22 protein-coding genes, 1 tRNA gene and 2 pseudogenes are annotated in these 23,376 nt (G+C 62.1%); 13 read left to right on the top strand and 12 right to left on the bottom strand.

Annotation, left to right across the window (positions count from 1 at the left end):
- Nucleotides 1-363 (bottom strand): annotated as a pseudogene (locus VN047_RS05405) (CAP domain-containing protein); the annotation flags it as partial.
- Between the two features lie 144 nt (nucleotides 364-507).
- Between VN047_RS05405 and ychF the strand changes: the two are divergent.
- Nucleotides 508-1,605, top strand: coding sequence for a redox-regulated ATPase YchF (ychF, locus tag VN047_RS05410; protein ID WP_325540804.1), 1,098 nt, complete (start codon nucleotides 508-510; stop codon nucleotides 1,603-1,605).
- 509 nt (nucleotides 1,606-2,114) lie between these two features.
- On the opposite strand, the gene VN047_RS05415 is transcribed toward ychF, so the two are convergent.
- Together VN047_RS05415 and VN047_RS05420 are read right to left on the bottom strand one after the other, a co-directional pair.
- A complete protein-coding gene (locus tag VN047_RS05415; protein WP_325540806.1) occupies nucleotides 2,115-2,762 on the bottom strand; it encodes a YoaK family protein in 648 nt (215 codons plus the stop codon).
- 174 nt (nucleotides 2,763-2,936) lie between these two features.
- The gene (locus tag VN047_RS05420) at nucleotides 2,937-3,338 is read right to left on the bottom strand and encodes a MerR family DNA-binding protein (protein WP_325540808.1); all 402 of its coding nucleotides are present in this window, start codon (nucleotides 3,336-3,338) and stop codon (nucleotides 2,937-2,939) included.
- A 32-nt stretch (nucleotides 3,339-3,370) separates the two neighbouring features.
- On the opposite strand from VN047_RS05420, the gene VN047_RS05425 reads away from it, so the two are divergent.
- Together VN047_RS05425 and VN047_RS05430 are read left to right on the top strand one after the other, a co-directional pair.
- The gene (locus tag VN047_RS05425) at nucleotides 3,371-4,117 is read left to right on the top strand and encodes a MauE/DoxX family redox-associated membrane protein (RefSeq protein WP_414712666.1); all 747 of its coding nucleotides are present in this window, start codon (nucleotides 3,371-3,373) and stop codon (nucleotides 4,115-4,117) included.
- Between the two features lie 78 nt (nucleotides 4,118-4,195).
- Nucleotides 4,196-5,764, top strand: a complete 1,569-nt coding sequence (locus VN047_RS05430) for an alkaline phosphatase D family protein (protein ID WP_325540812.1) — start codon at nucleotides 4,196-4,198, stop codon at nucleotides 5,762-5,764.
- Here VN047_RS05430 and VN047_RS05435 read toward each other — a convergent pair.
- Complete coding sequence (locus VN047_RS05435; RefSeq protein ID WP_325540814.1) at nucleotides 5,761-6,288, bottom strand: hypothetical protein; 528 nt, start codon at nucleotides 6,286-6,288, stop codon at nucleotides 5,761-5,763. The genes VN047_RS05430 and VN047_RS05435 overlap by 4 nt on opposite strands.
- Before the next feature lies 1 nt (nucleotide 6,289).
- Complete coding sequence (gene mutL / locus VN047_RS05440; protein WP_325540816.1) at nucleotides 6,290-8,113, bottom strand: DNA mismatch repair endonuclease MutL; 1,824 nt, start codon at nucleotides 8,111-8,113, stop codon at nucleotides 6,290-6,292.
- A 192-nt stretch (nucleotides 8,114-8,305) separates the two neighbouring features.
- Between mutL and VN047_RS05445 the strand changes: the two genes are divergently transcribed.
- From VN047_RS05445 to VN047_RS05470, 6 genes are all read left to right on the top strand, one after another.
- Nucleotides 8,306-9,352 carry a rod shape-determining protein gene (locus VN047_RS05445; RefSeq protein ID WP_062181581.1) on the top strand — a complete coding sequence of 349 codons (1,047 nt, stop codon included), beginning with the start codon at nucleotides 8,306-8,308 and terminating at the stop codon, nucleotides 9,350-9,352.
- Nucleotides 9,353-9,369: 17 nt separating this feature from the next.
- Entirely contained in the window at nucleotides 9,370-10,275 is a 906-nt protein-coding gene (gene mreC / locus VN047_RS05450) for a rod shape-determining protein MreC (RefSeq protein ID WP_325540820.1), read from the top strand.
- Nucleotides 10,272-10,793, top strand: a complete 522-nt coding sequence (locus tag VN047_RS05455; RefSeq protein ID WP_325540822.1) for a rod shape-determining protein MreD — start codon at nucleotides 10,272-10,274, stop codon at nucleotides 10,791-10,793. Before mreC ends, VN047_RS05455 begins: the two co-directional genes overlap by 4 nt.
- A 6-nt stretch (nucleotides 10,794-10,799) precedes the next feature.
- The gene (gene mrdA, locus VN047_RS05460) at nucleotides 10,800-12,710 is read left to right on the top strand and encodes a penicillin-binding protein 2 (RefSeq protein WP_325540825.1); all 1,911 of its coding nucleotides are present in this window, start codon (nucleotides 10,800-10,802) and stop codon (nucleotides 12,708-12,710) included.
- Nucleotides 12,707-13,813, top strand: coding sequence for a rod shape-determining protein RodA (rodA, locus tag VN047_RS05465; RefSeq protein WP_325540827.1), 1,107 nt, complete (start codon nucleotides 12,707-12,709; stop codon nucleotides 13,811-13,813). The genes mrdA and rodA overlap by 4 nt, the downstream gene beginning before the upstream one ends.
- A gap of 123 nt (nucleotides 13,814-13,936) precedes the next feature.
- Nucleotides 13,937-14,012: transfer RNA gene (locus VN047_RS05470), tRNA-Lys, on the top strand.
- A 34-nt stretch (nucleotides 14,013-14,046) separates the two neighbouring features.
- Here VN047_RS05470 and VN047_RS05475 read toward each other — a convergent pair.
- Together VN047_RS05475 and VN047_RS22710 are read right to left on the bottom strand one after the other, a co-directional pair.
- The gene (locus tag VN047_RS05475) at nucleotides 14,047-15,126 is read right to left on the bottom strand and encodes a site-specific integrase (RefSeq protein ID WP_325540829.1); all 1,080 of its coding nucleotides are present in this window, start codon (nucleotides 15,124-15,126) and stop codon (nucleotides 14,047-14,049) included.
- A 65-nt stretch (nucleotides 15,127-15,191) separates the two neighbouring features.
- Nucleotides 15,192-15,290: pseudogene (locus tag VN047_RS22710) on the bottom strand (helix-turn-helix domain-containing protein); the annotation flags it as partial.
- A gap of 300 nt (nucleotides 15,291-15,590) precedes the next feature.
- Between VN047_RS22710 and VN047_RS05480 the strand changes: the two are divergent.
- Nucleotides 15,591-16,661, top strand: a complete 1,071-nt coding sequence (locus VN047_RS05480) for a sensor histidine kinase (RefSeq protein WP_325540831.1) — start codon at nucleotides 15,591-15,593, stop codon at nucleotides 16,659-16,661.
- 131 nt (nucleotides 16,662-16,792) lie between these two features.
- On the opposite strand, the gene VN047_RS05485 is transcribed toward VN047_RS05480, so the two are convergent.
- From VN047_RS05485 to VN047_RS05500, 4 genes are all read right to left on the bottom strand, one after another.
- Nucleotides 16,793-17,197, bottom strand: coding sequence for a response regulator (locus VN047_RS05485; RefSeq protein ID WP_325540833.1), 405 nt, complete (start codon nucleotides 17,195-17,197; stop codon nucleotides 16,793-16,795).
- Complete coding sequence (locus tag VN047_RS05490) at nucleotides 17,164-17,553, bottom strand: response regulator (protein WP_325540837.1); 390 nt, start codon at nucleotides 17,551-17,553, stop codon at nucleotides 17,164-17,166. Before VN047_RS05490 ends, VN047_RS05485 begins: the two co-directional genes overlap by 34 nt.
- 337 nt (nucleotides 17,554-17,890) lie before the next feature.
- Nucleotides 17,891-18,721, bottom strand: coding sequence for a LytTR family DNA-binding domain-containing protein (locus tag VN047_RS05495; RefSeq protein ID WP_325540839.1), 831 nt, complete (start codon nucleotides 18,719-18,721; stop codon nucleotides 17,891-17,893).
- Nucleotides 18,682-19,935: a sensor histidine kinase gene (locus VN047_RS05500; RefSeq protein WP_325540841.1), complete on the bottom strand. Its 1,254-nt coding sequence runs from the start codon at nucleotides 19,933-19,935 to the stop codon at nucleotides 18,682-18,684. The genes VN047_RS05495 and VN047_RS05500 overlap by 40 nt, the downstream gene beginning before the upstream one ends.
- Before the next feature lie 30 nt (nucleotides 19,936-19,965).
- On the opposite strand from VN047_RS05500, the gene VN047_RS05505 reads away from it, so the two are divergent.
- From VN047_RS05505 to VN047_RS05515, 3 genes are all read left to right on the top strand, one after another.
- Complete coding sequence (locus VN047_RS05505; protein WP_325540843.1) at nucleotides 19,966-20,973, top strand: hypothetical protein; 1,008 nt, start codon at nucleotides 19,966-19,968, stop codon at nucleotides 20,971-20,973.
- Between the two features lie 132 nt (nucleotides 20,974-21,105).
- Nucleotides 21,106-21,462 carry a DUF4189 domain-containing protein gene (locus VN047_RS05510; protein WP_325540845.1) on the top strand — a complete coding sequence of 119 codons (357 nt, stop codon included), beginning with the start codon at nucleotides 21,106-21,108 and terminating at the stop codon, nucleotides 21,460-21,462.
- 109 nt (nucleotides 21,463-21,571) lie between these two features.
- On the top strand, nucleotides 21,572-22,279 hold the full coding sequence (locus VN047_RS05515; RefSeq protein WP_325540847.1) for an energy transducer TonB: 708 nt from the start codon (nucleotides 21,572-21,574) through the stop codon (nucleotides 22,277-22,279).
- Nucleotides 22,280-22,640: 361 nt separating this feature from the next.
- On the opposite strand, the gene VN047_RS05520 is transcribed toward VN047_RS05515, so the two are convergent.
- The gene (locus VN047_RS05520; RefSeq protein ID WP_325540849.1) at nucleotides 22,641-22,847 is read right to left on the bottom strand and encodes a cold-shock protein; all 207 of its coding nucleotides are present in this window, start codon (nucleotides 22,845-22,847) and stop codon (nucleotides 22,641-22,643) included.
- Nucleotides 22,848-23,376: the final 529 nt, after the last annotated feature.

Consider the following 23,376-nt stretch of genomic DNA (forward strand, 5'->3'; position numbering starts at 1 on the left):
GTGGCCGACCGCGCCCGAGCGCGACTGGACCGCGACATGGTCGGCCGCCGCGCGCGCCAGCGCATCGCTCCATTCCAGTTCGGCGAGCGGCTTTTCGCGGCGAAGGTCGCGGATCGCCTCGTCGACCGCGGCAACGCCCTCGCGCGTCATGATGTCGATCTCGCTGTCGTCGTCGCTGACGAGCAACTTGCCCTCGAAGCGCGGGCGATAGTCGCGCAGATATTCGGCATAAGCTGCGGGATCGCTGCGAAAGCGGTTGAGTTCGGCGAAAACGCCTTCTTCGAACCGGCTCGGCGCAGCGACGGCGGCGGTCGCACCGAGAGCAAGAAGAATGCCGGCGGCGAGGAGGCGGGGTTTCGTCATGGCAGGTGCGATAAAGGCGCAAGTCTGAACCGGACGCAACGGCAAAGCGTGGCGGCAAGGACTGGCGCCGGAAGCAATCTGGCGCTAGGGGCGCTGCAACAGCGGCGCCTCACCCAATCGCGCGCCGAACCTCACGGAGTTTTTATGGGTTTCAAATGCGGGATCGTCGGCCTGCCCAACGTCGGCAAGTCCACCCTGTTCAATGCGCTGACCGAAACCGCGGCGGCGCAAGCGGCCAATTACCCCTTCTGCACGATCGAGCCGAATATCGGCAACGTCGCGGTGCCCGACGCGCGGCTTGAAAAGCTGGCGGCGATCGCGAGCAGCAAGAAGATCATCGCGACGCAGCTCGCCTTCGTCGACATCGCCGGGCTCGTCCGCGGCGCATCGAAGGGCGAAGGGCTCGGCAACCAGTTCCTCGGCAACATCCGCGAGGTCGATGCCATCGTCCATGTGCTGCGCTGTTTCGAGGACGACGACATCCAGCATGTCGAGAACAAGGTCGACCCCGTCGCCGACGCCGAAACGGTCGAGACCGAGCTGTTGCTTTCGGACCTCGAAAGCCTCGAAAAGCGCGTTCCCGCTTTCGCCAAAAAGGCCGCGCAGGGTGACAAGGAAGCGAAGATCGCCGCTTCGGTGCTCGGTCAGGCGCTCGACCTGCTGCGCGAAGGCAAGCCTGCACGGCTCGTCGAACCGAAGGACGACGAGGAAGCCCGCGTGCTCCGCACCGCGCAGCTGCTGACCTCGAAGCCCGTCCTCTATGTCTGCAATGTCGACGAGGGTAGCGCCGCGAACGGCAACGCCTTCTCCGAAAAGGTCTTCGCCAAGGCGGCGACCGAGGGCGCACAGGCGGTGGTCGTCTCGGCGGCAATCGAGAGCGAGCTCGTCACGATGGAGATGCCCGACCGGATGGAATTCCTGTCCGAAATGGGCCTGACCGAAACCGGCCTCGCGCGTGTCATTCGTGCCGGTTACGAACTGCTCCACCTGATCACCTTCTTCACCGTCGGCCCGCAGGAGGCGCGCGCATGGACGGTCCACACCGGCGCAACCGCGCCCGAAGCGGCGGGCGAGATCCACAGCGATTTCCAGAAGGGCTTCATCCGCGCCGAAACGATCGCCTATGACGATTATGTCGCTCTAGGCGGCGAAGCCAGGGCGCGCGAGGCGGGCAAGCTGCGCGCCGAGGGCAAGGCCTATATCGTCCATGATGGCGACGTAATGCACTTCCTGCACAGCTGATCCGGCTTCGTAATTGCGACAGGGAGCACGGTGAAATGGCGGCTTTGGGGTGGGAAAGCGGACATTGACCTAGGACAGTTGTTCCCAAACAGTCAGTTCGTGAAGAAACGTGTCATCCCAACAGTTGCACTAACGTTTGCAGTTTGCGGCTGTTCCGGTTTCGCCGAGCCAGCGGCGCAAGATCCTGCGTCGATTTATGGATGCTATGTCGCTCCCGAAGCGCCATCGATTAAAATCGCTTCCGCCGGCGTGACAATCGATGGCATTAGCGAGACGGCTCCCTTCCGTTACGAATTCAGGAAAGTCGGCGCGATAGTAAGGATGCCAATTGCTGCGCATTACCGAGATGGGCGATACAAGTTTGCTCGATCTACTGATCACCTGTTTCGAGTTATTCACACCACGACCGGCCCCACACTTCTGATCGCATTTGGCCCGGACGGTCACTTAAAAAGATATCGTCGAGGCTCGTCGAATGAGTGCGTTTCCTGACGTCCGCAACCGGCCAGCTATGACTTCAGGGTGGCGGTGATTCTTCGTGTTACAGGAATGAGGATGAGAGCGAAGCCCGCTGCGAACCCGAGACTTGCGTCTTGAGACCAATAATAGCTTGTAGCACCGAGAATCCCGCCGAAGACAAGGGCAAGCCAAAGTAGCAGGTAGGGAATCCAAGCCGTCCGGCTACCACCCAGTGCCGCGTCAGCAAGCCTGTGCCCGAGTTTGACAAGGGTACCGGTCATATATGTGACGCCGATACTCACATCGCCGTCGCGGCGGAAAATCGTGTTGGAAGCGCCCATCGCAACGCACAGAAATCCTGTGGCGGCGACATCGGAGCCGGTCCATTTGCAGCAAGCAGCGCCGAGGAGAAGCGCGGCGACGCCCGAAATTGCCACGACCTTGCGATGCGCGACCGTTATCTTTGCCGTCACGATGATGTTGAGAAACACGCCCGCAACGAAGAGGCCGATGAGCGCTGCGGTGGCCAAGGCAAGAGTCTTCGCTTCCGTTATGCCTATCGCCATTCTGGTCGAGTTACCGCTCATGAACGAGACGAAGAGGCCGCCAGACCCGAGGAACCCGATGGCATCGACAAAGCCCGCAAGTCCGGCGAGGCAAAATGCCAGTCTTTGAAAGCTCGTGTCGTATTGGATCATGAACTCTTCGATAGCATCCGGCTAACGGCGGTGTCTCCATGCTATTATTCGACGCCAGCCGACATCACGCCTTTGGTCGGCAGTTGGCAAAGTCTGCTTCGGACGATCGTCGTCTGAAAGCCGACAGTCTCCAACCGGTCGATGGCTGTCATTCAGAACAGTTTCGCAATGAGGTTAAGGCTCAAACGCCGCCAAGATCGGGCACGGCCCCTTGTCGCTCGCGGCGCATTGATCGGCGAGACGCGCCAGCGCAGCGCGGGTTTGGGTCATCTGCGCGATCTTGTCATCGAGTGCGTCGATGCGCTGGCGTGCGAGATGGCGTACGCGAACGCGATCGTCGCCCGCCTCGAGCGCGAGGAGCTCCCCGATCTCCTCGAGCGTGAAGCCCGCGCCCTGCGCCGCGCGGATGAATTTCAGGCGCCGGAGGTCATTTTCGTCATAACGGCGCACACCGCCGCCCCAGCCATCGCCGCCGCGTCGCGCGGGCGTGCCCATCAGGCCGCGTCGCTGGTAATAGCGTATGGTTTCGACGCCAACCCCTCCACCCTGCGCCAGTTTCCCGATCGTGAATTGCATCGCTTGACTCCGTACCATGGTACGGACGCTATATGGGGTGCATGACAAAACAGGCAACACTCCATCGCATGGTCATGCCCGGGCACATCTGCCCCTATGGCCTCAAGGCAAAACATCTGCTCGAAAGCCGCGGCTTCACGGTCGACGACCGCTGGCTGACGACGCGCGAGGAAACCGACGCATTCAAGGCCGGACATGGCGTCAAGACGACGCCCCAAACCTTCATCGACGACGTTCGTATCGGCGGCTATGATGACCTGCGCCGCCATTTCGGCCTGAAGGTCGCCGACCCCGATGCGACGACTTACACGCCAGTGATCGCGCTGTTCGCGATGACCGCGTTGATGGCGCTCGCCACCAGCTTTTCCGTCTATGGCGATGCCTTCACCCTTCGCGCCGCCGAATGGTTCATCTCGTTCAGCATGATCGTGCTCGCGCTTCTGAAGCTGCAGGACGTCGACAAATTCGCGACGATGTTCCTGAACTATGACCTGCTGGCAAAGCGCTGGATACCCTATGCAACCTTCTATCCCTTCGCCGAGGGGCTCGCGGGCGTCCTGATGACCGCGCATGCCTTCAATTGGCTGTCGATCCCGATCGCGCTCTTCATCGGCGGCATCGGCGCGGTGTCGGTGTTCAAGGCGGTCTATATCGACAGGCGCGACATCAAATGCGCCTGCGTCGGCGGCAGCAGCAAGGTGCCTCTGGGCTTCGTATCGCTGACCGAGAATGTGATGATGGTCGCGATGGCGCTTTGGATGGCGCGGATGTGGCTGTAACCGCGCGCCCTATCCGTCATTGATGAAACATATGGCTGGGCTATCAGAGGCATCGATTCGCCCCAACGGAGCCCAGCCATGTTCAATCGCCGCCATTTCATAGCCGGGGCCACCCTCGCCGGCCTCGCCGCCCCGGCGATCCTGCGGGCCGAAGGCGGCATCTTCCGCGAATTTCCGTTCAGCCTTGGCGTCGCGGCCGGCGACCCCGCGAGCGACGGCTTCGTCATCTGGACACGGCTCGCGCCCGAACCGATGGCGCCGCACGGCGGCATGCCGCTAGCGAATTATCCGGTCGATTGGGAAGTTGCGAGCGACACCGGCTTTCGCGACGTGGTTGCCAAGGGCACCGAACTCGCGCGCCCCGAACTCGGCCATAGCGTCCATGTCGAGGTTGCCGGTCTGCAGCCCGATCGTCCCTATTATTACCGCTTCACCGCCGGCGGCGAACGCAGCCTGCGCGGCCGCGCGCGAACGCTTCCCAAGGTCGGCACACCCACCGATACTCTGAAATTTGGCGTCTGCGGTTGTCAGCATTTCGAAGCGGGCTTTTTCGGCGCGTACCGCCACCTTGCGCGCGAGGATCTCGCCTTCGTCTATCATTATGGCGACTTCATTTATGAATATAGCCAGGACTATCTGTTCGACGCGGGCCTGCCGACCCGGCCGGTGCGCAAGCATGCGTTCCGCAATCTGATCGACCTTGGCGATTTCCGCATCGCCTATGCACAGCAGCTCGGCGACATCGATCTGCAGGCTGCGCGCTGCACGCATGCCTTCCTGTCGAGCTTCGACGATCACGAGATCCGCAACGACTGGGTTTCGGATATCGACAACTGGAAGCTTGGCCTCGACGGCAACGATCCCGACGCGCCGCCGCCCGAAGTCTTCATGCTTCGCAAGCAGGCGGCGATGCAGGCGTGGTACGAACATATGCCCGTGCGCCGGTCGATGCTGCCGCGCGGCGGCATGGTCGCGCTGCATCGCGAGCTTCGCTACGGCGATCTCGTGTCGATGCAATTGCTCGATACACGGCAATATCGCGACGACCAGCCGTGCGAGGACGGCTTCAAGCCCGCCTGCCCCGGCGTATTCGACAAAAATGCGCAGGTGCTGGGCAAGGCGCAGGAAGACTGGCTGAGCCGCAATCTGGGCGAAGGCGGCGCGACGTGGAACACGCTGGCGCAGCAGGTAACGATGATGTCGCTCGACCGGCGGCGGCGCCCCGACGAGCCGAAGAAGATCCTGAACCTCGACAGCTGGGCGGGCTATGAAGCGCCGCGCGAACGGATGTTGTCGCGGCTCGGCGGGCTCAAGAATGTCGTCGTGCTGACCGGCGACGAGCACCAGAATTTCTGCGGCGATCTCGTGCTCAAGGACAAGGTCATCGGCGCCGAAGTCGTCGCAACCTCGATATCGAGCGGCGGCGACGGCAGCGACAGGCGGAACGGCACCGATGACTGGCTGAAGCTGAACCCCGAGCTCAAATTCGCGAACGACCAGCGCGGTTATGTCGTGTGCGAGGTGGGCCGCGAGGCGTGGCAGACGCACTTCATGGTCGTCGACAAGGTGACGACGCCGGTGAACAACCTGTCGAAACGCGCGACGGGCGTGGTCGAAAACGGCGTCGCCGGAATCAAGATGGCCTAGCGCACCACCGCCATCGCGTGGATCGATGCCGCCGGTGCGTTCGTGATCTGGAGCAGGTAACGGCCCTGCGAGACGTCGAATTCGACCATCTTGCGGATCCCCGAACAGGCCGGACCATGGCCGTGCACGACCGATTTTACCGCGACGCCATCGCGGACGAGATCGATCCAGGCACCGGCGTCGAGCGCAACGACGAGCCGGCCAGCCTTCCTGACTTCGATCGGGATCATTCCGCCGAATTTGTGGACATCGGGGAGGCGTTCGGGAGCGATCCCGTAACGAAGGCTTTCATAGCGGTGAAGCGGAAGCTCGGTCCGCGCGGCGCCCAGCGGCGCCCAGTCGGCGGCGAGATCGGCGCCATAGGCGTAGATCGTCTTGCTTGATGCATTGCGCCCCCAGTCGGCCAGATCGTCCGGCAGGACCGGCTTGACGGGACAGGATGTCTGCTTCACCGGCGGCGCGGCCAGCGCCGAGGCTGTGGGCAGGATGGAGGCCAGCACGATAGCGATGATGCGAAATTCCATCCTATTTCCTCCCGAACAATTTCTCGACATCGTCCATGGCAAGTTTCACCCATGTCGGACGGCCGTGATTGCACTGCCCCGAATGCGGTGTCACTTCCATCTGGCGCAGCAGCGCGTTCATCTCCGCCACCGCGAGCGTCCGGCCTGCGCGGACCGAACCGTGACACGCCATCGTCGCGGCGACGAGTTCGAGCTTTTCGTTAAGACCGAGTACCGCGTCATAACCCGCAAGATCGTCGGCGATGTCATTTACCAGCCTTTGGCAATCGATCGCCCCCAGCATCGCCGGCGTCGCACGCACCATCACCGCGGCGGGACCGAAACGTTCGAGCTCGACGCCGAGCGCCGCGAGCCCGGGCGCGGCCGCCTCGAGCCGGTCGCAAGCCGGTTCGTCAAGTTCGACGACCTCGGGCAGGAGCAGCCCTTGCGACGGGACCGCCTGCCCGCCCATCGCGCGGCGCAATTGTTCGAGCACCAGCCGCTCGTGCGCCGCGTGCTGATCGACGATGACAAGGCCATCCTCGGCCTCGGCAACGATATAGGTCTTGGCGATCTGGCCGCGCGCGATACCCAGCGGATGCGCCGCGGCCTCGGGGACCGGCGCGGTCGCCGGTTCCGCGCGCCCCATCGGCAAGACGTCGCGGGGCGGCGCGAAATCGACGATGCGGTCGCGCAGAAGGGCCGTCGTCGCAGCCCCCTCCCCCGAGCCGAACGGACGGGTCGCGGGAGACGGCGAATATGGCGAAGACGTGGAGAACAAAGTCGGCGCCGGGGGCTGCGGGGCGACCGGCTCCTGCTGCCAGGCTGCGAGCGCGGCTTCGGCGGGGCGCTGGACGCTGCGGAAGCCATGCTCGTCGAGCGCGCGGCGGAGGCCGCCGACGATCATGCCGCGGACAAGCTGCGGGTCGCGGAAACGCACCTCGGTCTTCGCCGGATGGACGTTCACATCGACCTCGCTGGTCGGCACGTCGAGGAAGAGCGCGACAACAGGGTGGCGATCACGCGCGAGCAGATCGGCGTAGGCGCCGCGCAGCGCCCCGACGAGCAGCCGGTCCTTCACCGGGCGGCCATTGACGAACAGATATTGATGGTCGGCGATGCCGCGATTGTAGGTCGGCAGGCTGATCACGCCGCCCAGATGCACTTCGCCGCGATCCAGATCGACGCCGATGCTGTTCGCCGCCAGTTCGCGCTGGGTCAGCGCCGCGACGCGTGCGAGCTGGTCCTGCCCCCCCTGCACGTCGAGGACGCGGCGTCCGTCATGTTCGACGGTAAAACCGATGTCGGGGCGCGCCATCGCAAGCCGCCGAACAACATCAAGGCACGCTGCATATTCGCTGCGCCCACTGCGCAGGAACTTGCGCCGCGCAGGAACGCGCGCGAACAGATCCTCGACGACGACGCGGGTGCCCTTCCCCAGCGCCGCAGGCCCCTCGGCGACAACCGCGCCATTGTCGACGACGCGTTTCCAACCGTCTCCACCCGCCACCCGACTTTCGAGCGTCAGCCGCGCGACGCTCGCGATCGACGGCAGCGCCTCACCGCGGAAGCCGAGCGTCGTGACATCCTCGATCGCGTCATCGGGCAGCTTCGAGGTCGCATGACGTTCAAGCGCGAGCACCATGTCCGCGGCCGTCATCCCGCAGCCGTCGTCCTCGACCTCCAGCCGCGAAATTCCGCCCTCGGCGATTCGCACCGAAATGCGAGTCGCGCCGGCGTCGATGGCGTTTTCAACCAGTTCCTTGAGCGCCGCGGCAGGTCTTTCGACCACTTCACCCGCTGCGATCCGATTTACGAGCTTTTCCGGCAGGCGACGTATTGACATGGCCGCTCTCCTAGCGCAGTCGAACGCAAATCGCGACCCATCCGCACAGCCCCGATCATTTTGTCCAGCCACCCCCTGTGGACGAGCCGGAATCTTCCCCTGATTGCAGCTGTCGCCGGCCGGGCGCGCAGATTAATCACGACAGGGGCGTGTCCATCAGGGGCACGGCTTCGATGACAGGAAGCAGTATCGATGTCCTTCTTTTCCCGCTGGTTCAAATTCAATTCCCAAGATATGGCTATCGACCTCGGCACCGCGAACACGGTCGTCTATGTGCGCGGCAAGGGAATCGTGCTGAACGAGCCCTCGGTCGTCGCGGTCGAGACACTGAACGGCATCAAGCGGGTCAAGGCCGTCGGCGACGACGCCAAGCTGATGATGGGCAAGACCCCCGACAGTATCGAGGCGATCCGCCCGCTGCGTGACGGCGTCATCGCCGACATCGATGTCGCCGAACAGATGATCAAGCACTTCATCACCAAGGTGCACGGCGGCAAGCCGAACGCGTTCCGCAGCCCCGAAATCGTGATCTGCGTCCCCTCGGGTTCGACCAGCGTCGAACGCCGCGCGATCCGCGACGCCGCATCGAACGCGGGCGCCAGCGAAGTGTGGCTGATCGAGGAGCCGATGGCCGCCGCGATCGGAGCCGACATGCCGGTCACCGAACCGATCGGTTCGATGGTCGTCGACATCGGCGGCGGCACGACGGAAGTCGCGGTGCTCTCGCTCCGTGGCCTCGCCTACACCACTTCGGTTCGTGCGGGTGGTGACAAGATGGATGAAGCAATCGTATCCTATGTTCGCCGACACCATAATCTGCTGATCGGGGAATCGACCGCCGAGCGGATCAAGAAGGATTTCGGTATCGCGCGCATCCCCGCCGACGGCACCGGCCTGACGATCCACATCAAGGGCCGCGACCTTGTAAACGGCGTGCCCAAGGAAATCTCGATCAACCAGGCGCAGATCGCCGAGGCCTTGTCCGAACCGATCGGTACGATCGTCGAAGGCGTGCGCATCGCGCTCGAGAACACCGCGCCCGAACTCGCGGCCGACATCGTTGATCAGGGCATCGTCCTGACCGGCGGCGGTGCGCTGATCGCCGAACTCGACGAACTGCTGCGCGACGCGACCGGCCTGCCGGTTACGGTGGCCGAAGACCCGCTGACCTGCGTCGCGATCGGTACCGGCCGCGCAATGGAAGACCCCGCCTTCCGCGGCGTGTTGCAGCAAGCCTGATACCAAGGCGCTGAACCATGGTCCGCCCGGCACATCGACGTCCGGGGCAATCCCGAAAGGCTCAGTACAGCCTGTTCGTCGCCTATGTCATCGCGGTGACCGGCGCGGTAGCAGGCCTGTTGCTGGCGATCCTGTCGGTCGTTGATCCCGTCGGCTTTGCCCAGCTTCGCGTGGCGAGCCAGGAAATCGCCGCGCCCGTCGCGCGCGTGACGCGTTCGGTGACAGGGTCGATCTCTGGAATCGATGATACGGTTGGCGCCTATGTTCGGGCGGGCACGCAAAACCGGCGATTGCGCAAGGAACTTGCCGACACGCGGCGCGAACTCGTCGCGACCAGCTCGCTGCAGGAGGAAAACCGCCAGCTCAAGGCGCTTCTGAAGCTGCAGGAAACCGACAAGACCGCGCTCGCGAACGGTTATCTGCTTACCTCGACCTCGACGAGCAGCAAGCGGATCGCGCTGCTCAGCATCGGGCGCAATCTCGGCGTTGCCGCGGGCCAGCCGGTTCGCGGCGCCGACGGATTGATCGGCCGTGTGCTCGGCGCCGGGCCGTCGGTCTCGCAGGTTCTGCTGCTCACCGACGTCGACAACATCGTTCCCGTCCGCCGCGCACGCGACGGCCTGCCCGCACTCGCCAGCGGCCGCGGCAATGGCGACCTTGATGTCCGCACGCTCAACATCGCGAACAACCCGTTCAAGCCGGGCGACATCCTCGTCACCTCGGGCACCGGCGGACTTTATCCGCCCAACATCCCGGTCGCGATCGTCGTGCGGCGCCAGGACGACGGCGCCCTCGCACGTCCGCTTGCCGACCCCGGCAAGGTCGATGCAGTGTCGGTGCTGCGCCCTTACACCCCCGACAATATCGAAGCCGCAGGCCTTCCCGGACCTGCCGGGCCCGTCGCCCCGGCCGGCGCACCATGAATCAAAAGGGTCCGCGCCTCGGCGAACCGGCGTCGCTGTGGCGGATGCGCATCGTACCGGTCGCGACCGTCATGTTCGCATCGGCGCTGCCGCTGATGCTGCCGCTGATCGCCAATTCGCCGGTCCTGCCGCCACTCGGCCTGCTCCTTTTCCTGTGCTGGCAATTGCTTCGCACCGAAATGTGGCCGGTGTGGATCGGCATTCCGCTCGGTCTGTGGGATGATCTGTTCAGCGGTGCGCCGATCGGCACTGCCGTCGGCTTGTGGACCGTCGCCAGTATTGCGATCCATTATTCGTCGCAGCGCATCTACTGGCGCGGTTTCTTTCACGACTGGGCCATTGCCGCCTTGCTGATCGGGATCATCCAGTCGCTTGCAGCGCTGATCGTCCATCCGCATGCCGCGACGGGGCATGTACTGGGCCTCGTGCTGCCGCAGATCATCATCTCTGCGCTGCTCGTTCCGCTGTTCATGCGCCTGACCGGCGCGTTTGACAATTTCCGCCTGAGACGCCGATAAATCCCGATGCCGAAGAAAAAGAGTCCGCCGATCACCGAAGCCTGGAGGGGCATAACCTTCACGCGCCGCGCGCTCGTCGTCGGCGGCGCGCAAGCGGCGGTGGGCGTCGCGCTCGCGGCGCGCATGGCCTATATTTCCGTGATCGACAACGATCGCTATGTTCTTGAATCGGAAAGCAATCGCGTCAATCTGACGCTTATCCCGCCGCGCCGCGGCTGGATCGTCGATCGCCATGGCAAAGCACTGGCGAACAATCGCGTGTCGCTCCGCATCGACATCATTCCCGATCGCCTGCACAACAAGGAACTTGTGCTCGGACAGCTTCAGACGCTGCTGCGGCTCGATGGCGACGCGATGGAGCGCATCAATCGCGACCTGACGGCGGCGTCGGGATTTCAGCCTGTCGCGGTCAAGGAAGACATGACCGAGGCCGAGTATAGCTCGATTCTCGTCCGCCTGCCCGAACTGCCGGGCATCGCCCCGCAGCGCGGCTTCGCCCGCAACTATCCGACCGGCGCGGCGGTTGGCCATCTGATCGGATATGTCGGCGCCCCGAATGCCGAGGAATATCAGAAGGTCAAGGATCCGCTGTACATCACGCCGGGGTACAAGATCGGCAAGGACGGGCTGGAGAAATATTTCCAGGATATGCTGAAGGGGAAGCCCGGTGCACGCCGCGTCGAGGTAACCGCGCGCGGCAAGGTCGTCCGCGATCTTTCGACGCAGGCCGACGTGCAGGGCAAGACCGTCCACCTGACGATCGATGCCGACCTGCAGGAATATGTCGCGCGGCGCATGGGGCGCGAATCGGGCGCAGCCATCGTGATCGACTGCCAGAACGGCGACATCCTTTCGTTCGTGTCGATGCCCAGCTTCGACCCCAACAGCTTTTCGGACGGGATCAGCAATAGCGAATACAGCTGGCTGCGTGCCGACGATCACCAACCGCTGATCAACAAGGCGACGCGCGGCCTCTACCCCCCCGGCTCGACGCTGAAGCCGATGGCCGCGATCGCCGCGGTCGAACATGGTGTCGACCCCAGCGAGCGCCATACGTGCATCGGCGGTTACCGGCTTGGCAGCCGCTTCTTCCGCTGCCTCGGCACGCACGGCAGCGTCGACATGGCGACCGCGATCATGAAAAGCTGCAACAGCTATTTCTACTGGCTCGCCCACCGGCTCGGCTATGATGCCATCGCCCCGACCGCGAAGCTGATGGGGCTTGGCGAGGAATTCCAGCTCGCGGGCAGCAATCAGCGCTATGGCACTATCCCCGACAGCGCGTGGAAGATGAAGAAATACGACCAACCATGGTCGGCGTCGGATTCGCTGAACGCGGTCATCGGCCAGGGCTATGTCAGCGTGAACCCGCTCCAGCTCGCGGTCATGGCGGCGCGGATCGCATCGGGACGCCGCCTCTATCCGCGCCTCGTCAACCGGCACTTCAAGAACGAGCCCCTGCCCTTCTCCGCCGAAGCGTTCGCGGCCGCCCGCCACGGCATGGACCTTGTCGTCAACGGCCCCGGCGGGACCGCCGGACGCAGCAAATTGCCGCTCGACGGCATCACGATGGCAGGCAAGACCGGCACCGCGCAGGTGCGCGGGCTCGGTACCGGAAACGGAAAAAGCGGCACGTGGAAGTTTCGCGACCACGGTCTGTTCATCGGCTTCGCTCCGGTCGATAATCCGCGCTATGCCACCGCGGTCGTGATCGAGCACGGCATGGGCGGATCGCGCGCCGCGGCGCCGGTAGCCAAGGATTTCATGACCTTCCTCTTCGACCGGGAAAAGGCGATGGAAGCACTCGAAACGTTCGAAGCCGGCTGGGGCGGCACGATCAAGGAACGCATGGACCGCGATTATGCGGCATGGAAATCGGGCGCGTCGAGCGATCCCGATCCCAAGGTGCCGCAATGATCCCGGTCCCGCCAGCGATCCAGCGCATCCCGTGGAAGCTGATCGCCATCCTTGGCGGCATTACCGGCTTCGGCCTGCTCGTCCTCTATTCGGCCGCGGGCGGCAACTGGTCGCCCTGGGCCTTGCAACAGGGCGTGCGCTTCCTCGTCTTCCTCGGCGTCGCGCTGGTGATCGGGCGTTTCCCGCTCCGCATCTTCGAGGATTTCGCCTACCTCGCCTATATCGGCATCCTGATCCTGCTGATGGCGGTCGAACTGCTCGGCTTCGTCGGCGGGGGCAGCCAGCGATGGCTCAACCTCGGCTTCATGAACCTTCAGCCATCGGAATTGATGAAGGTCGCGATCGTGATCGCGCTGGCGCGATTTTACGCGCAATTACCGCCCGGCAATACGCGGACCTTCACCGCGCTCTGGCCCGCGCTGGTGATGATCGGCTTGCCCGCCGCGCTCGTCATGCTCCAGCCCGACCTCGGTACCGCGCTCGCGATCTGCATCGGCGGCGTTGTGGTGATGTTCGCCGCCGGCCTGCCCTTCTGGTGGTTCGGCAGCGCGGCAGCCGCGGGCGCAGCGGCTCTGCCGGTGCTCTTCTCCTTCCTCCACGATTACCAGCAAAAGCGCGTGCTGATCTTCCTCGACCCCGAAAGTGATCCGCTCGGCGCCGGCTATCATATCAGCCAGTCGAAGATCGCGATCGGGTCGGGCGGCATTGGCGGCAAGGGCTTTCTCAACGGGTCGCAAAGCCACCTCGATTACCTGCCCGAAGGCCATACCGATTTCATCTTCGCCACCATGGCCGAAGAATGGGGCTTGATCGGCGGGCTCGCGCTGCTCTTTGGCTTCTTCCTGCTGCTGCGCTGGTCGACGCGCGTCGCGCTCAAGGCACGCACCCGTTTCGGACAGCTCACTGCCGCAGGACTGACGATGACGATCTTCTTCTATATTGCGATCAACCTGTCGATGGTGATGGGCATGGCGCCCGTGGTGGGCATCCCGCTGCCGCTCTTTTCCTATGGCGGGTCGTCGATGCTGACGATCATGACATGCGTCGGCATCATCCTCGCCATCGAAAACGACAGCAAAACCGGCACCCGCCGCTTTCACTGACAAAAAACTTCGTCAAAAAGCTGCCAAGGGCATTGCCATCCCCGTAGAGCCATGATAGCGGGCCGCTCGCTTCGCAGCAAAGAGGGCTCCTCTTCGCCGCAAGGCACGCCGGAAACCGGCAGTGGACGCATAGCTCAGTTGGTAGAGCAGCTGACTCTTAATCAGCGGGTCCTAGGTTCGAGCCCTAGTGCGTCCACCATTTCTTTCCTTGGTATTCAGATAGTTACGCCACCCTAGGCCACCAGACGAAGCTCGTTTTCGGTGAGCTTTGTAGGTGATTTTGTGTCGTAACCTCCCTCGGCGCGGCGGACCCGCTCCCGATCGAGATCAGGCTCGAATCCCAGCTGGTCGGCATAAGGCTGCAAATGCTCGGTCGACATGTGCGCGTAGCGCCGCACCATCGACTCCGATTTCCAGCCGCCGAGCTCCTGAAGCACCCAGGTGGCAACACCCGCCTGCCTCAGCCAGCTTGCCCAGGTATGGCGAAGATCGTGCCAGCGGAAATTGGTGATCCCCGCGCGCACGAGCGCTTTGCGCCATGCCCGTGTGTTCGCCGAACGGAGCGGCTCGCCCCGATAGGTGAACACTGCCGTCTTGTGCTTGCCTTGCTGCCGCTCGAGGACGGCCACCGCGATATCGTTGAGCGCCACGCCCAGGGCGTCCGCGTTCTTCGTATCGCCATGATCGACAATCGCCGAGCGCCGCTCCAGGAAGATGCGGTCCCAGGTCATCCCGAGAACATTCCCCTGGCGCAGGCCAGTGGACAGGGCAAACACGACCACGTCGCGCTGATGCTCGGGCAGTTCGAGAAGTAGCGTTCTGGCCTGCTCGTGGGTGATCCACCGAACCCTGACCTTCCTGTTCTTCTCATAGGTCTTGAACGCCGGGATCTGATCGACCCATTCCCACTCTCGCATCGCGATCCGGAAAATGCCGCGAATGATCGCGACGTAAAGATCCTTGGTGCGATCCGTAGCGTGGATATGCTTCGTAATCAGTCCATCGACGAGACTGCGGTCGATCTGATCGAGGGTCTTCCCCCGCAAATGACCGGTGAACCAACGGATCCTCTGCACATCGTCCCTGAGAGACTTCTTGTGCTCCTTCTCCTTCAGCCACCGCAGCGCCGCTTCGTCCCATGTCCGTTTCGGCTTCTGCTTCAGTCTGCTCAAGTCCCACAACTGCGCCTTCAGCTTGTCGTGGTATTCCTTCGCTTTCGTCCGGTCGGTTGTGCCAGTCGTTTGTCTAATTCGGCTTCCGTCCGGGGCTGTGATATCGACAAAATATGTATTTGCACGTTTCCAGAGTGCCATAGGCTGACCTCCTTGTTTGAGGCACCTGGCTGCATTCGTGCGTGCGCAGAGTATCGATCGCGTAGCGCAGCGACAAGATCGCTTTCGAGAAACCTCCAGAACCGACCCATCTTCGCTGCGGGGATTGTGCCGGCTTTTGCATAGGCGCGAACCGTGCTCGCCATCCGCCGATCTGACGCTACCGCCTGTGGCCGATTTGAGACGGTCCGCCGTTGGCCCAAATTCCAATAAAGCCGACACTGGTCTTACTGGAGCGGATAATACGCAGGTAGACTAAAAGTGGCCGGGACCTTCTCCCTTCCGGAGGGGGCCAAGGAAGCCGAATTTATACGCGTCCCCCGTCTCCCGCATGCTAGGACAGTCTTTCGGGGCAATGGTCGGCAAAGTCGATCAATCGTGCCCCGCGATTTGGTTGCCGACAAGGCCGCGTCCTGCGGTCCGGGTCGACCGGAAAGGCGCGCCGCATGGCTGCCGACACTCCGCCTATCAACCTGCACCGCACGCTGGGGCTGGCAATGGCGCTCGCGTCCGACGCGCCGCTGCTCCTGCTTGATGAAAATCTCGCGATCGTCGCGGCGAGCGACAGTTTCTGCAGTGCTTTCGGCATCGACCCTGAAACGGTCACCGGCCAGACGATCTATGACCTCGACCATCGCCATTGGGACCTGCCCCGGCTGCACTCGCTGATCGACGCGACGCTGTCGGGCGCGGCAGAGGTCGAGGCCTATGAGATAGAAATCGAGACCAGCGCCGGCTTGGTGCGATGCGTCGTAATCAAGGCGCAGCGGCTCGACTATGGCGATGGCCTGAACACGCGGATGATGGTGACGGTGATCGACGTCACTGAAGAGCGGCAGAATGAGAAGCGCCAGCAGGAACTGATCCACGCCAATGCCGCGCTGCTCCACGAGATGCAGCACCGCGTCGCCAACAGCCTGCAGATCATCGCGAGCATATTGATGCAGAGTGCGCGCAAGGTGCAGTCAACCGAAGCGCGCGGTCATCTGAGCGACGCGCATCAGCGCGTAATGTCGATCGCGACGCTGCAACGCCACCTCGCCGGATCCGACGGCGGCCAGGTCGAGCTCGAACCCTATCTGGCGCAACTTTGCGCGAGCATCGGGGCGTCGATGATCTATGACCGCGATCAGCTGACGCTGATCACCAAAGTCGATCCGGTGTCGATCGGCGGCGATGTTTCGGTCAGCATGGGGTTGGTGGTCACCGAACTGGTGATCAACGCGCTGAAGCACGCCTTTCCCGATGGGCGCCCCGGCCATGTTGTCGTCGGCTATGCCGGGAAAGGCGACAACTGGATACTATCGGTGTCGGACGATGGGGTTGGCATGGACGAGAATGCCGAACGCTCGCAAGCTGGCCTGGGCACACGCATCGTCCAGGCGCTCGCCAAACAATTGGGGGCAGAAATCTCGGTCGACGATGCCGCGCCGGGGACACGCGTGGCGCTCACGCGCACCGCGCAGATCGCACGGCAGATCGCCGCCAATGATGAAGCAGAGATCGCCGCGGTCTGATCCTCCCCTTTCAGGAGCAAAAATCCGGGCGTTCCGGGCAGCACCAGCGCCTCATTACCGACTGGCGAACAATGGGCGCTGGCTCGCGGTGGTGGCGTCTGAAGCTTTTGCTTCAAAGCGCCTCAAGGAAGCTAGCGAGCCTGCCGCCTCGTCGCGGCCAAAAGCCGCTTGATGTGAGCCGCCACGCTTTCCGGATCATAGGGCCTTTGAAGGTGCGGGCCCTCATCGCACAAGTGCCCCGCAGCCTTCGCAGCTGAATCGATGTTACCCGCAAGGACAATTTCGACATCGGGATGATGGTGCCTGACCCAGAGCCGCAACTCGAACGCGTTGAATTTCCCAGACAGCTCTGCATCGGCAAGCAGGGCGTCTATTTTCATCGCGCCTTCCTCCAGCGCGATGATCACTTCGTCGGACGTCGCCGCCTCGAAAACCTTGTAACCGCAGTGCCGAAGATATTCGGCGAGGGCGTTGCGGATCAGGACGTCAGCGTCGGCGACGATCAGGTACTGTGGGTCTGGGATCTCTTCTGCCATGGGTCTCCAATCAGCCGCGCGATAACCTCGGCAAGCGCGTCGATACTATAGGGTTTTGCAAGGAATTCGTCGGCGTGAAAGGCTTCGGACCTCAACAGGTGTGCCGAGCAGACAATGACCGGGCGACCGGGCGCGAGCAATTTGGAGCGGCGCGTCAGTTCCAGCCCGTCGACTTCGCCGGGCATGCGGACATCCGTGACAATGAGATCGACCGCCTGCCCGGAACTTAGAATGTCGAACCCCTCAGCGCCGTCCCCTGCTTCCAGAACCTGGTATCCCATGTCCCGCAGCGAATCAGCCAGAATGAATCTGATCAGGATTTCGTCCTCGACAACTAGTATCGTCTGTGCGTCCACCTTTGGTCCTCATCCATAACGCCAACTCAGCGAACCCGACTGGACCCACACCCCGCTACGCTCTGGATAAGAACTAAACGTCTGCTGGCAAAAGCTGGTTCCGGCGGCATCTGGTTCGTCCGAAGCCAGCTCATGCAATCACTGGAATTGGCCGGTTGGCGCCAGTCTGCTTTTGGGTGGGGATCGCGAAAAACAGACATCGCACGCGGCCCGCCGGACGACGCTCGCCGTCGGCGCAAGCTTATACTGGAACTCCGGCATTGCGCTGACTTGCTGGGGATAGAGAGCGTTCGAACGGCGATAAGCAGTGCGGCCGTTTCGGCCCCCTGCCAGCAGGTCAGCGTCGTTCCGCTATCCTGTCACGCGCCACCTCGGCTCGCATCTTTGCCGAATAGGTTCTCCCGATGCGTATTTCACTCCCGTCGACGAGCTCGGCGGTCAATGCCGAAAACTGCAAGGTCTTCAAACGAACGATGGCGTCTTTGCGAACAATCGCACTGCGATGGATGCGGATGAAGAGTTGGGGTGGAAGGCGTTGCTCCAACGACGTCAAACTTTCCTGATGCAGGTGGCTTTCGCCGTCGCTGAAAATGCGGACATAATCGCGCTCGGCGACGATATGGGTGACGTCCTGCAGCGAAAGGCGTCGATAGTCTCCGCGCGATCGCACCCAGAAATCCGGTCCGGCGCTTTCGGTCTGCCGAAGCGCGTCGCGCAGCGTCCGGATCATCTCCTGAAGCTCGTTGACGCGCTCCTCGCTGGAACTGGCCCGCAGCCGGGTGCAGGCGCGCGCGACCGCCACTTGCAGACGGGCCTGCTCGAGCGGTTTGGTCACATAGTCGATGGCATGCGCATCGAAGGCGCGCTGAGCCTGATGGTCGAATGCCGTCACGAATATTGTCGCCGGCGCTGCAGCACCAAGCCGTTCGAGAAGATCAAAGCCGGTCCCGCCCGGCAACTGGATGTCGAGCGTGATGATGTCGGGGCGCAAGCGATCGATCAGCATTTCGGCCTCATCGAGGTTCGCCGCTTCGCCCACGATATGGACGTCCGCCATGGCCCCAAGCGCGCGCCGGATGCGGCCGCGCGCAAGCGGCTCGTCCTCGACAATCAGGACCGAGAAGCCACTCATTCGGTGCGCAGCGGCATTTCGATCATCGCCTCCCACTCTCCCTTGCCATTACAGCCTGCTTGGCACTGCCCCCGATCGCCGAACCGTGCGGCCAGCCTTTCGCGTACATTGGCCAGCCCGATTCCTGTGGAGGGATGATCTGTCATTCCGCGCCCCGGTGTCACCTCATTGGTCACCGTCAAGATGAGCTTCTGCTCCATCATTCTCGCATCGACGCGAACCACGATGGGCCCGCGGGCCTGCCCGACGCCATGCTTGATCGCGTTTTCGACGAGAGGCTGCAAGATCAGACTGGGCACGAGCGCCCCGGACAGGGGGGCAGGAATGTCGAATGCAAAGTTCAGCCGGTCGGAAAAACGTTCGCGCTCGATCGCCAGATAATCCTGCTGCAGCGCGATTTCCCGATCCAGACGAACATCGCTGAACGGATCCAGCGTCAGCGTCGTCCGCAGGAATTCGGACAAGACGACGACCATTCGCTTGGCTTCGTTTGGCATGCCTTCCTCGATCAACGCCGCGATGGAGTTGAATGTGTTGAACAGGAAATGCGGATTGATCTGATAGCGCAGCGCCCGCATCTGCGCTGTCAACGCCTCTTCGCGGATCGCGGCCAGTCGCCGCTCCTGCTGGCGCACCTCATGGCTGTAGAGCATCGCGACGTAGAGGCATGCCCAACCGAAGAAGAAGGAGCTGTTCTCGATCAGGCTATAGACAAAATCGCGCGGCGCGAACGCCGGCTTCGCCGGCCACATGTACCAGGACGCGATAAGGAAATCGATGCTCGCGGAAAAAGGCGAGCAGAGCAAAGTAAGGACAAAGCACAACATGGCCTTGTGCAGGAAGGACAAATGGCGCCAGCGAAGGAGCAGCGCCGATATGCCATAGGTGATAGCGATGCTCGCCCCGATCCAGACGAGCTTTCCCGGCGCCGACACCCACGCGTTGACCCCGACAAAATGCCAGAGGAGGCTCGCGATCAGGAAAACGGAAGACCAATAGACAGCGCCAAGCTGCCGGGTCATCCGGCGCAGTTCGGTCCGCGAATCCGCGTCTTCGGGCAACCCGCTGAGGTCGTCGGCATTCATCCCATGTCTTATTTGCATGTTCCCCCGCCAAGTCGAGTGCCGTTCACGGCGATTCCAAGCCGTTCGCAGATTTTTCGCGCCACTGAAGGGCCGAACCGAGCGGATCGCCGAAATTTCCTTTCGACACGCCCCTTTAGCCGAAACATACGTCCATTCCGGCACCATGCCCCCTCTCCCCGCCAGAAACGAGACGACATGCCATCCTCTCTCCATGCGATTTCCCTGAAAAGACCCGGACTGGCCGCGGCGGTTATCCTGTATGGCATCGCCGTGCCCGCGCACGCCAACCAGTGGCTCGTCTATACCGGCGGCGACCGGCCGAACCGGACCTTCACGGTGATCGACGAGGATTATATCAGCCCCGAGTTCAACAGCGACACCAGCTTCAAGGTCGAGGCTGCGACGATCTATGAAGCCCCCTCGCAGCCCGACTGGTCAACCGCCAACTATCATGTCGACTGCATCAAGAAGACGCTGCGCATCGATCTTGTCCAGATCAGCCCGCGCGACGGCGCACTACGCCGCGGGCCGGACGTTGCCGTCCATCCGCCCGCCAACGTCACCGAACATCAGATCCTGACCTTCGCCTGCGACAAGGGCCCGAAAAAATCGGCCCAGCGCGCCAGCGAGCGCGAGGCCAATAATGATCCGCGCAACTTCATCTACCTCGGCCCGATCAGCTTGCCCAAGGTGGTCGATGTCGCGTGGGAGAAATTATGGACCGATGGAAAGCGGCCCGGCTACAGCAGCAATGTCTCGATCGCGGATCAAAACGCCCAGGTCGAAAAGATCATGAAGGAAAAGCAGGCGCTCGTCGCGCAGGCGGGCGCAATCGCCGAGCAGAGCCAGCGCGACGCCGACGCGATCGCCGCCTCGCAAAAGAGCCGCAAGGACCGGATGAAGCGCGAGAAGGAGGTTGCACCGGCATTGGAAGAATGGATCGGCAAAAGCGTGGCGGAGGTGACGGCGGCATTCGGCCCCCCGGCAAGCAGCAGCGACCGCGGCGCGCTGCGCGCGCTGGTCTATCGCCGGACCCACAGCGAAACCTATGACGCACAGGTCGGACAGGTCGGCAAAACAGCCTATTATGAAAAGCGCGAAAACCAGTTTCACTGCGATCTGACGTTCGGTTTCCGCAACGGCATTCTCGAGGATTATTTCACCGAGGGCGACCGGTGCCAAATCCTTTGGGGCACACGATGATGCGTCTTTTTGTTATGCGTCGGATGGGACAGATGTTCCTGATCGGGCTGGCTTGGTGTCTTTGACCGGCATCGGCGCAGGCGCAGCATTATCCCTGCAACGGTCCCGGCCCCGGCGAACGGGCTGGTCGGGATGGTTCCCGGTGGCCGCGGCGTCGCCCCTACCCCGCTGTGCGCACGCGATGACAGCGGTGGAGCGCCTGCCCAGCCCTCGGCGCCCAGCGAACATCATGCGGCCATCGCCTGGCACCTCGACGCCGCCGATGTCTGGGTCGACGGCAATTATACCGGCGCCAATAATGTAGCCGAACAAGGCGCGCTCGACGCATGCAACAAAGCGATGGGCGGTGGCTGTACGTCGGCCGGCACATGGTGGAATCCGTCGATCGCGATCATCCGTGACCTGAACGGATATTTCTACAAGGGCTGGGCCGGCGAAGGCGGCGCGGAACGCGACCGGGTGATGGCGGAATGTGGCGGTAAATCGTGAAAAGCAGGCCTTGGCCCGCTGTTCTAGCCGCACGACTGCAACCGACCGATTGCGGACATCGACTTAATCGGACATCATGGCCACGTGAAACTCTTATTGTCGAGGGTGTATGAAGCGCGAACTCACTGCACTGGGGGCTACACTGGTCTTGCTGCTTTCAATGGAACCCACTTTGCCAGCAATTGCCAAGACCCAATCGGAAGATAGCGTTGAGTCCTCAGCGAACCCTGTTGTTGCGCAGCGGCTCGTGAACAAACGGCAATTCACTCATCCGGACGGCAAAACCATTTTCACGGTGTTCCCTGACACCCGTAGTGAACTAGTTGGTGATACGCGCGAAATCACTTACAGGATGGAAAGCGAACCGAAGGATGTCACGGCACCTTCAGCAATGACCGGAGTTGAGCAAATCAACTGTCGAACCCGAAAGCGCCGGACGATCGCGCTCGAATTTTCTGACCCCGCTCCGGCATTAAAAGATGTCAGCAATCTCGTTCGCGCCGATGAGCCATGGATAGATTTGAGCGAAGGACCAGAGGATCGTCTTCTATTCGAATCCGCTTGCGACGAACACAGCGACCAAATGCCAATTAGCAACCCGATCCCCAATTATCCAGCGCTTGCCCTCCGCGAAGGACGGTCAGGTCGCGCGACGTATCGTATTACGGTCTCGTTATCGGGTGATGTGACGGAATGCACGATTACCGTTACCAGCGGCCATGCAGATCTCGACGCCGCGACTTGCGACTTCGCTCGCAAGTTGAAGAAGACAGGGGGAATTTATCAGGGCGCCCTTAGTTGGCAGTTGCCCGATTGATGATCGATCGTCTCTACGTTGTACAAGAAATCGAAAAATCGATGAGTAGCCAAGACCGTCGATTATGACATCAATACAAGCTTTTGAATCCTTCGCAGCCTCCTTGGTCGGTTTGCCAATTAGCCACGTTTGGCGTGGCCATGGTTCCGCAATCTTCATCGAGTATGGCGAGCTAAAGCCCGTCATCAGGCGGGATGGCTCAGGGATCGTTATGGGCTCAACCCATGGCAATTTGCCTAGACGATATCGGAATGAGCTACCGCATGGCGCATAGTCTGGCCATCACACGGCCACGCCATAGGCGAAATTGCTGACGCATATTAATTGGCGGCGAGCGCTGAAGCAGCCCGCCGCCAGTAGATCATGCAGCCTGAAGATTCACCGCAGAGGTCTTGCCTCGCTGATCGGTCTCCAGTTCGTACGATACGCTCTGATCTTTCTGGAGGGTATGCATACCCGCGCGTTCGACGGCCGAGATGTGCACGAATGCATCCTGCCCGCCGCCGTTCGGCGCGATGAAGCCATAGCCCTTGTCGGCGTTAAAAAATTTCACGGTTCCGGTAGTCATATGGGTATCCTTTATCCCATGTATGACGGGCATACACCAACAGCGGCGCATCCCGGCTTTAGTAGTGCTAGAAAGGGATAAAGGGGTGGCATAAAGCTGCCGATTATCCGTCGCATGCGACGTAAGCACAGCCCTAGTACCGGAAAGATTTTTATTTGCAAGTTAATTCTGGGTTTTAACAGGGCGGCCGCTCACGTTATTTAGCGAGCGGTCGGATAATTAGCTATTCAAGAGGGATATTTTGCCAGCGCTTTTTGACGCTCTTTCCCCACTCAGCGAGTATCTGAACACGCCATAGTGGCCGCTTTGAGACCGTCCGTTTTTAGGCGTGAAGCTAAGATTGCGGGCATTGGGCGCGTTGCCGCCGCGATGAAGTGAATCGACCTGTAATTGTCGTTCCGCCAAAAGCCTGCACCGAGCTTGCAGGGCCGGTCACTGTGCCTGATTGATTACGGCTTCAATCCGGTATCCATCTGGGTCGAATACAAAGGCTGCATAGTAGCCGTCGCCATAGCCCGGGCGAGGCCCG

The sequence above is a fragment of the Sphingopyxis sp. genome, from assembly GCF_035565275.1.
Taxonomy (GTDB): Bacteria; Pseudomonadota; Alphaproteobacteria; order Sphingomonadales; family Sphingomonadaceae; genus Sphingopyxis.

Bases quoted from the DNA above. Each gene is read 5' to 3' on its own strand.
- ychF (WP_325540804.1), top strand. From the start codon at position 508: ATGGGTTTCAAATGCGGGATCGTCGGCCTGCCCAACGTCGGCAAGTCC.
- VN047_RS05415 (WP_325540806.1), bottom strand. From the start codon at position 2,762: ATGATCCAATACGACACGAGCTTTCAAAGACTGGCATTTTGCCTCGCC.
- VN047_RS05420 (WP_325540808.1), bottom strand. From the start codon at position 3,338: ATGCAATTCACGATCGGGAAACTGGCGCAGGGTGGAGGGGTTGGCGTC.
- VN047_RS05425 (WP_414712666.1), top strand. From the start codon at position 3,371: ATGGGGTGCATGACAAAACAGGCAACACTCCATCGCATGGTCATGCCC.
- VN047_RS05430 (WP_325540812.1), top strand. From the start codon at position 4,196: ATGTTCAATCGCCGCCATTTCATAGCCGGGGCCACCCTCGCCGGCCTC.
- VN047_RS05435 (WP_325540814.1), bottom strand. From the start codon at position 6,288: ATGGAATTTCGCATCATCGCTATCGTGCTGGCCTCCATCCTGCCCACA.
- mutL (WP_325540816.1), bottom strand. From the start codon at position 8,113: ATGTCAATACGTCGCCTGCCGGAAAAGCTCGTAAATCGGATCGCAGCG.
- VN047_RS05445 (WP_062181581.1), top strand. From the start codon at position 8,306: ATGTCCTTCTTTTCCCGCTGGTTCAAATTCAATTCCCAAGATATGGCT.
- mreC (WP_325540820.1), top strand. From the start codon at position 9,370: ATGGTCCGCCCGGCACATCGACGTCCGGGGCAATCCCGAAAGGCTCAG.
- VN047_RS05455 (WP_325540822.1), top strand. From the start codon at position 10,272: ATGAATCAAAAGGGTCCGCGCCTCGGCGAACCGGCGTCGCTGTGGCGG.
- mrdA (WP_325540825.1), top strand. From the start codon at position 10,800: ATGCCGAAGAAAAAGAGTCCGCCGATCACCGAAGCCTGGAGGGGCATA.
- rodA (WP_325540827.1), top strand. From the start codon at position 12,707: ATGATCCCGGTCCCGCCAGCGATCCAGCGCATCCCGTGGAAGCTGATC.
- VN047_RS05475 (WP_325540829.1), bottom strand. From the start codon at position 15,126: ATGGCACTCTGGAAACGTGCAAATACATATTTTGTCGATATCACAGCC.
- VN047_RS05480 (WP_325540831.1), top strand. From the start codon at position 15,591: ATGGCTGCCGACACTCCGCCTATCAACCTGCACCGCACGCTGGGGCTG.
- VN047_RS05485 (WP_325540833.1), bottom strand. From the start codon at position 17,197: ATGGCAGAAGAGATCCCAGACCCACAGTACCTGATCGTCGCCGACGCT.
- VN047_RS05500 (WP_325540841.1), bottom strand. From the start codon at position 19,935: ATGGTGCCGGAATGGACGTATGTTTCGGCTAAAGGGGCGTGTCGAAAG.
- VN047_RS05505 (WP_325540843.1), top strand. From the start codon at position 19,966: ATGCCATCCTCTCTCCATGCGATTTCCCTGAAAAGACCCGGACTGGCC.
- VN047_RS05510 (WP_325540845.1), top strand. From the start codon at position 21,106: ATGGTTCCCGGTGGCCGCGGCGTCGCCCCTACCCCGCTGTGCGCACGC.
- VN047_RS05515 (WP_325540847.1), top strand. From the start codon at position 21,572: ATGAAGCGCGAACTCACTGCACTGGGGGCTACACTGGTCTTGCTGCTT.
- VN047_RS05520 (WP_325540849.1), bottom strand. From the start codon at position 22,847: ATGACTACCGGAACCGTGAAATTTTTTAACGCCGACAAGGGCTATGGC.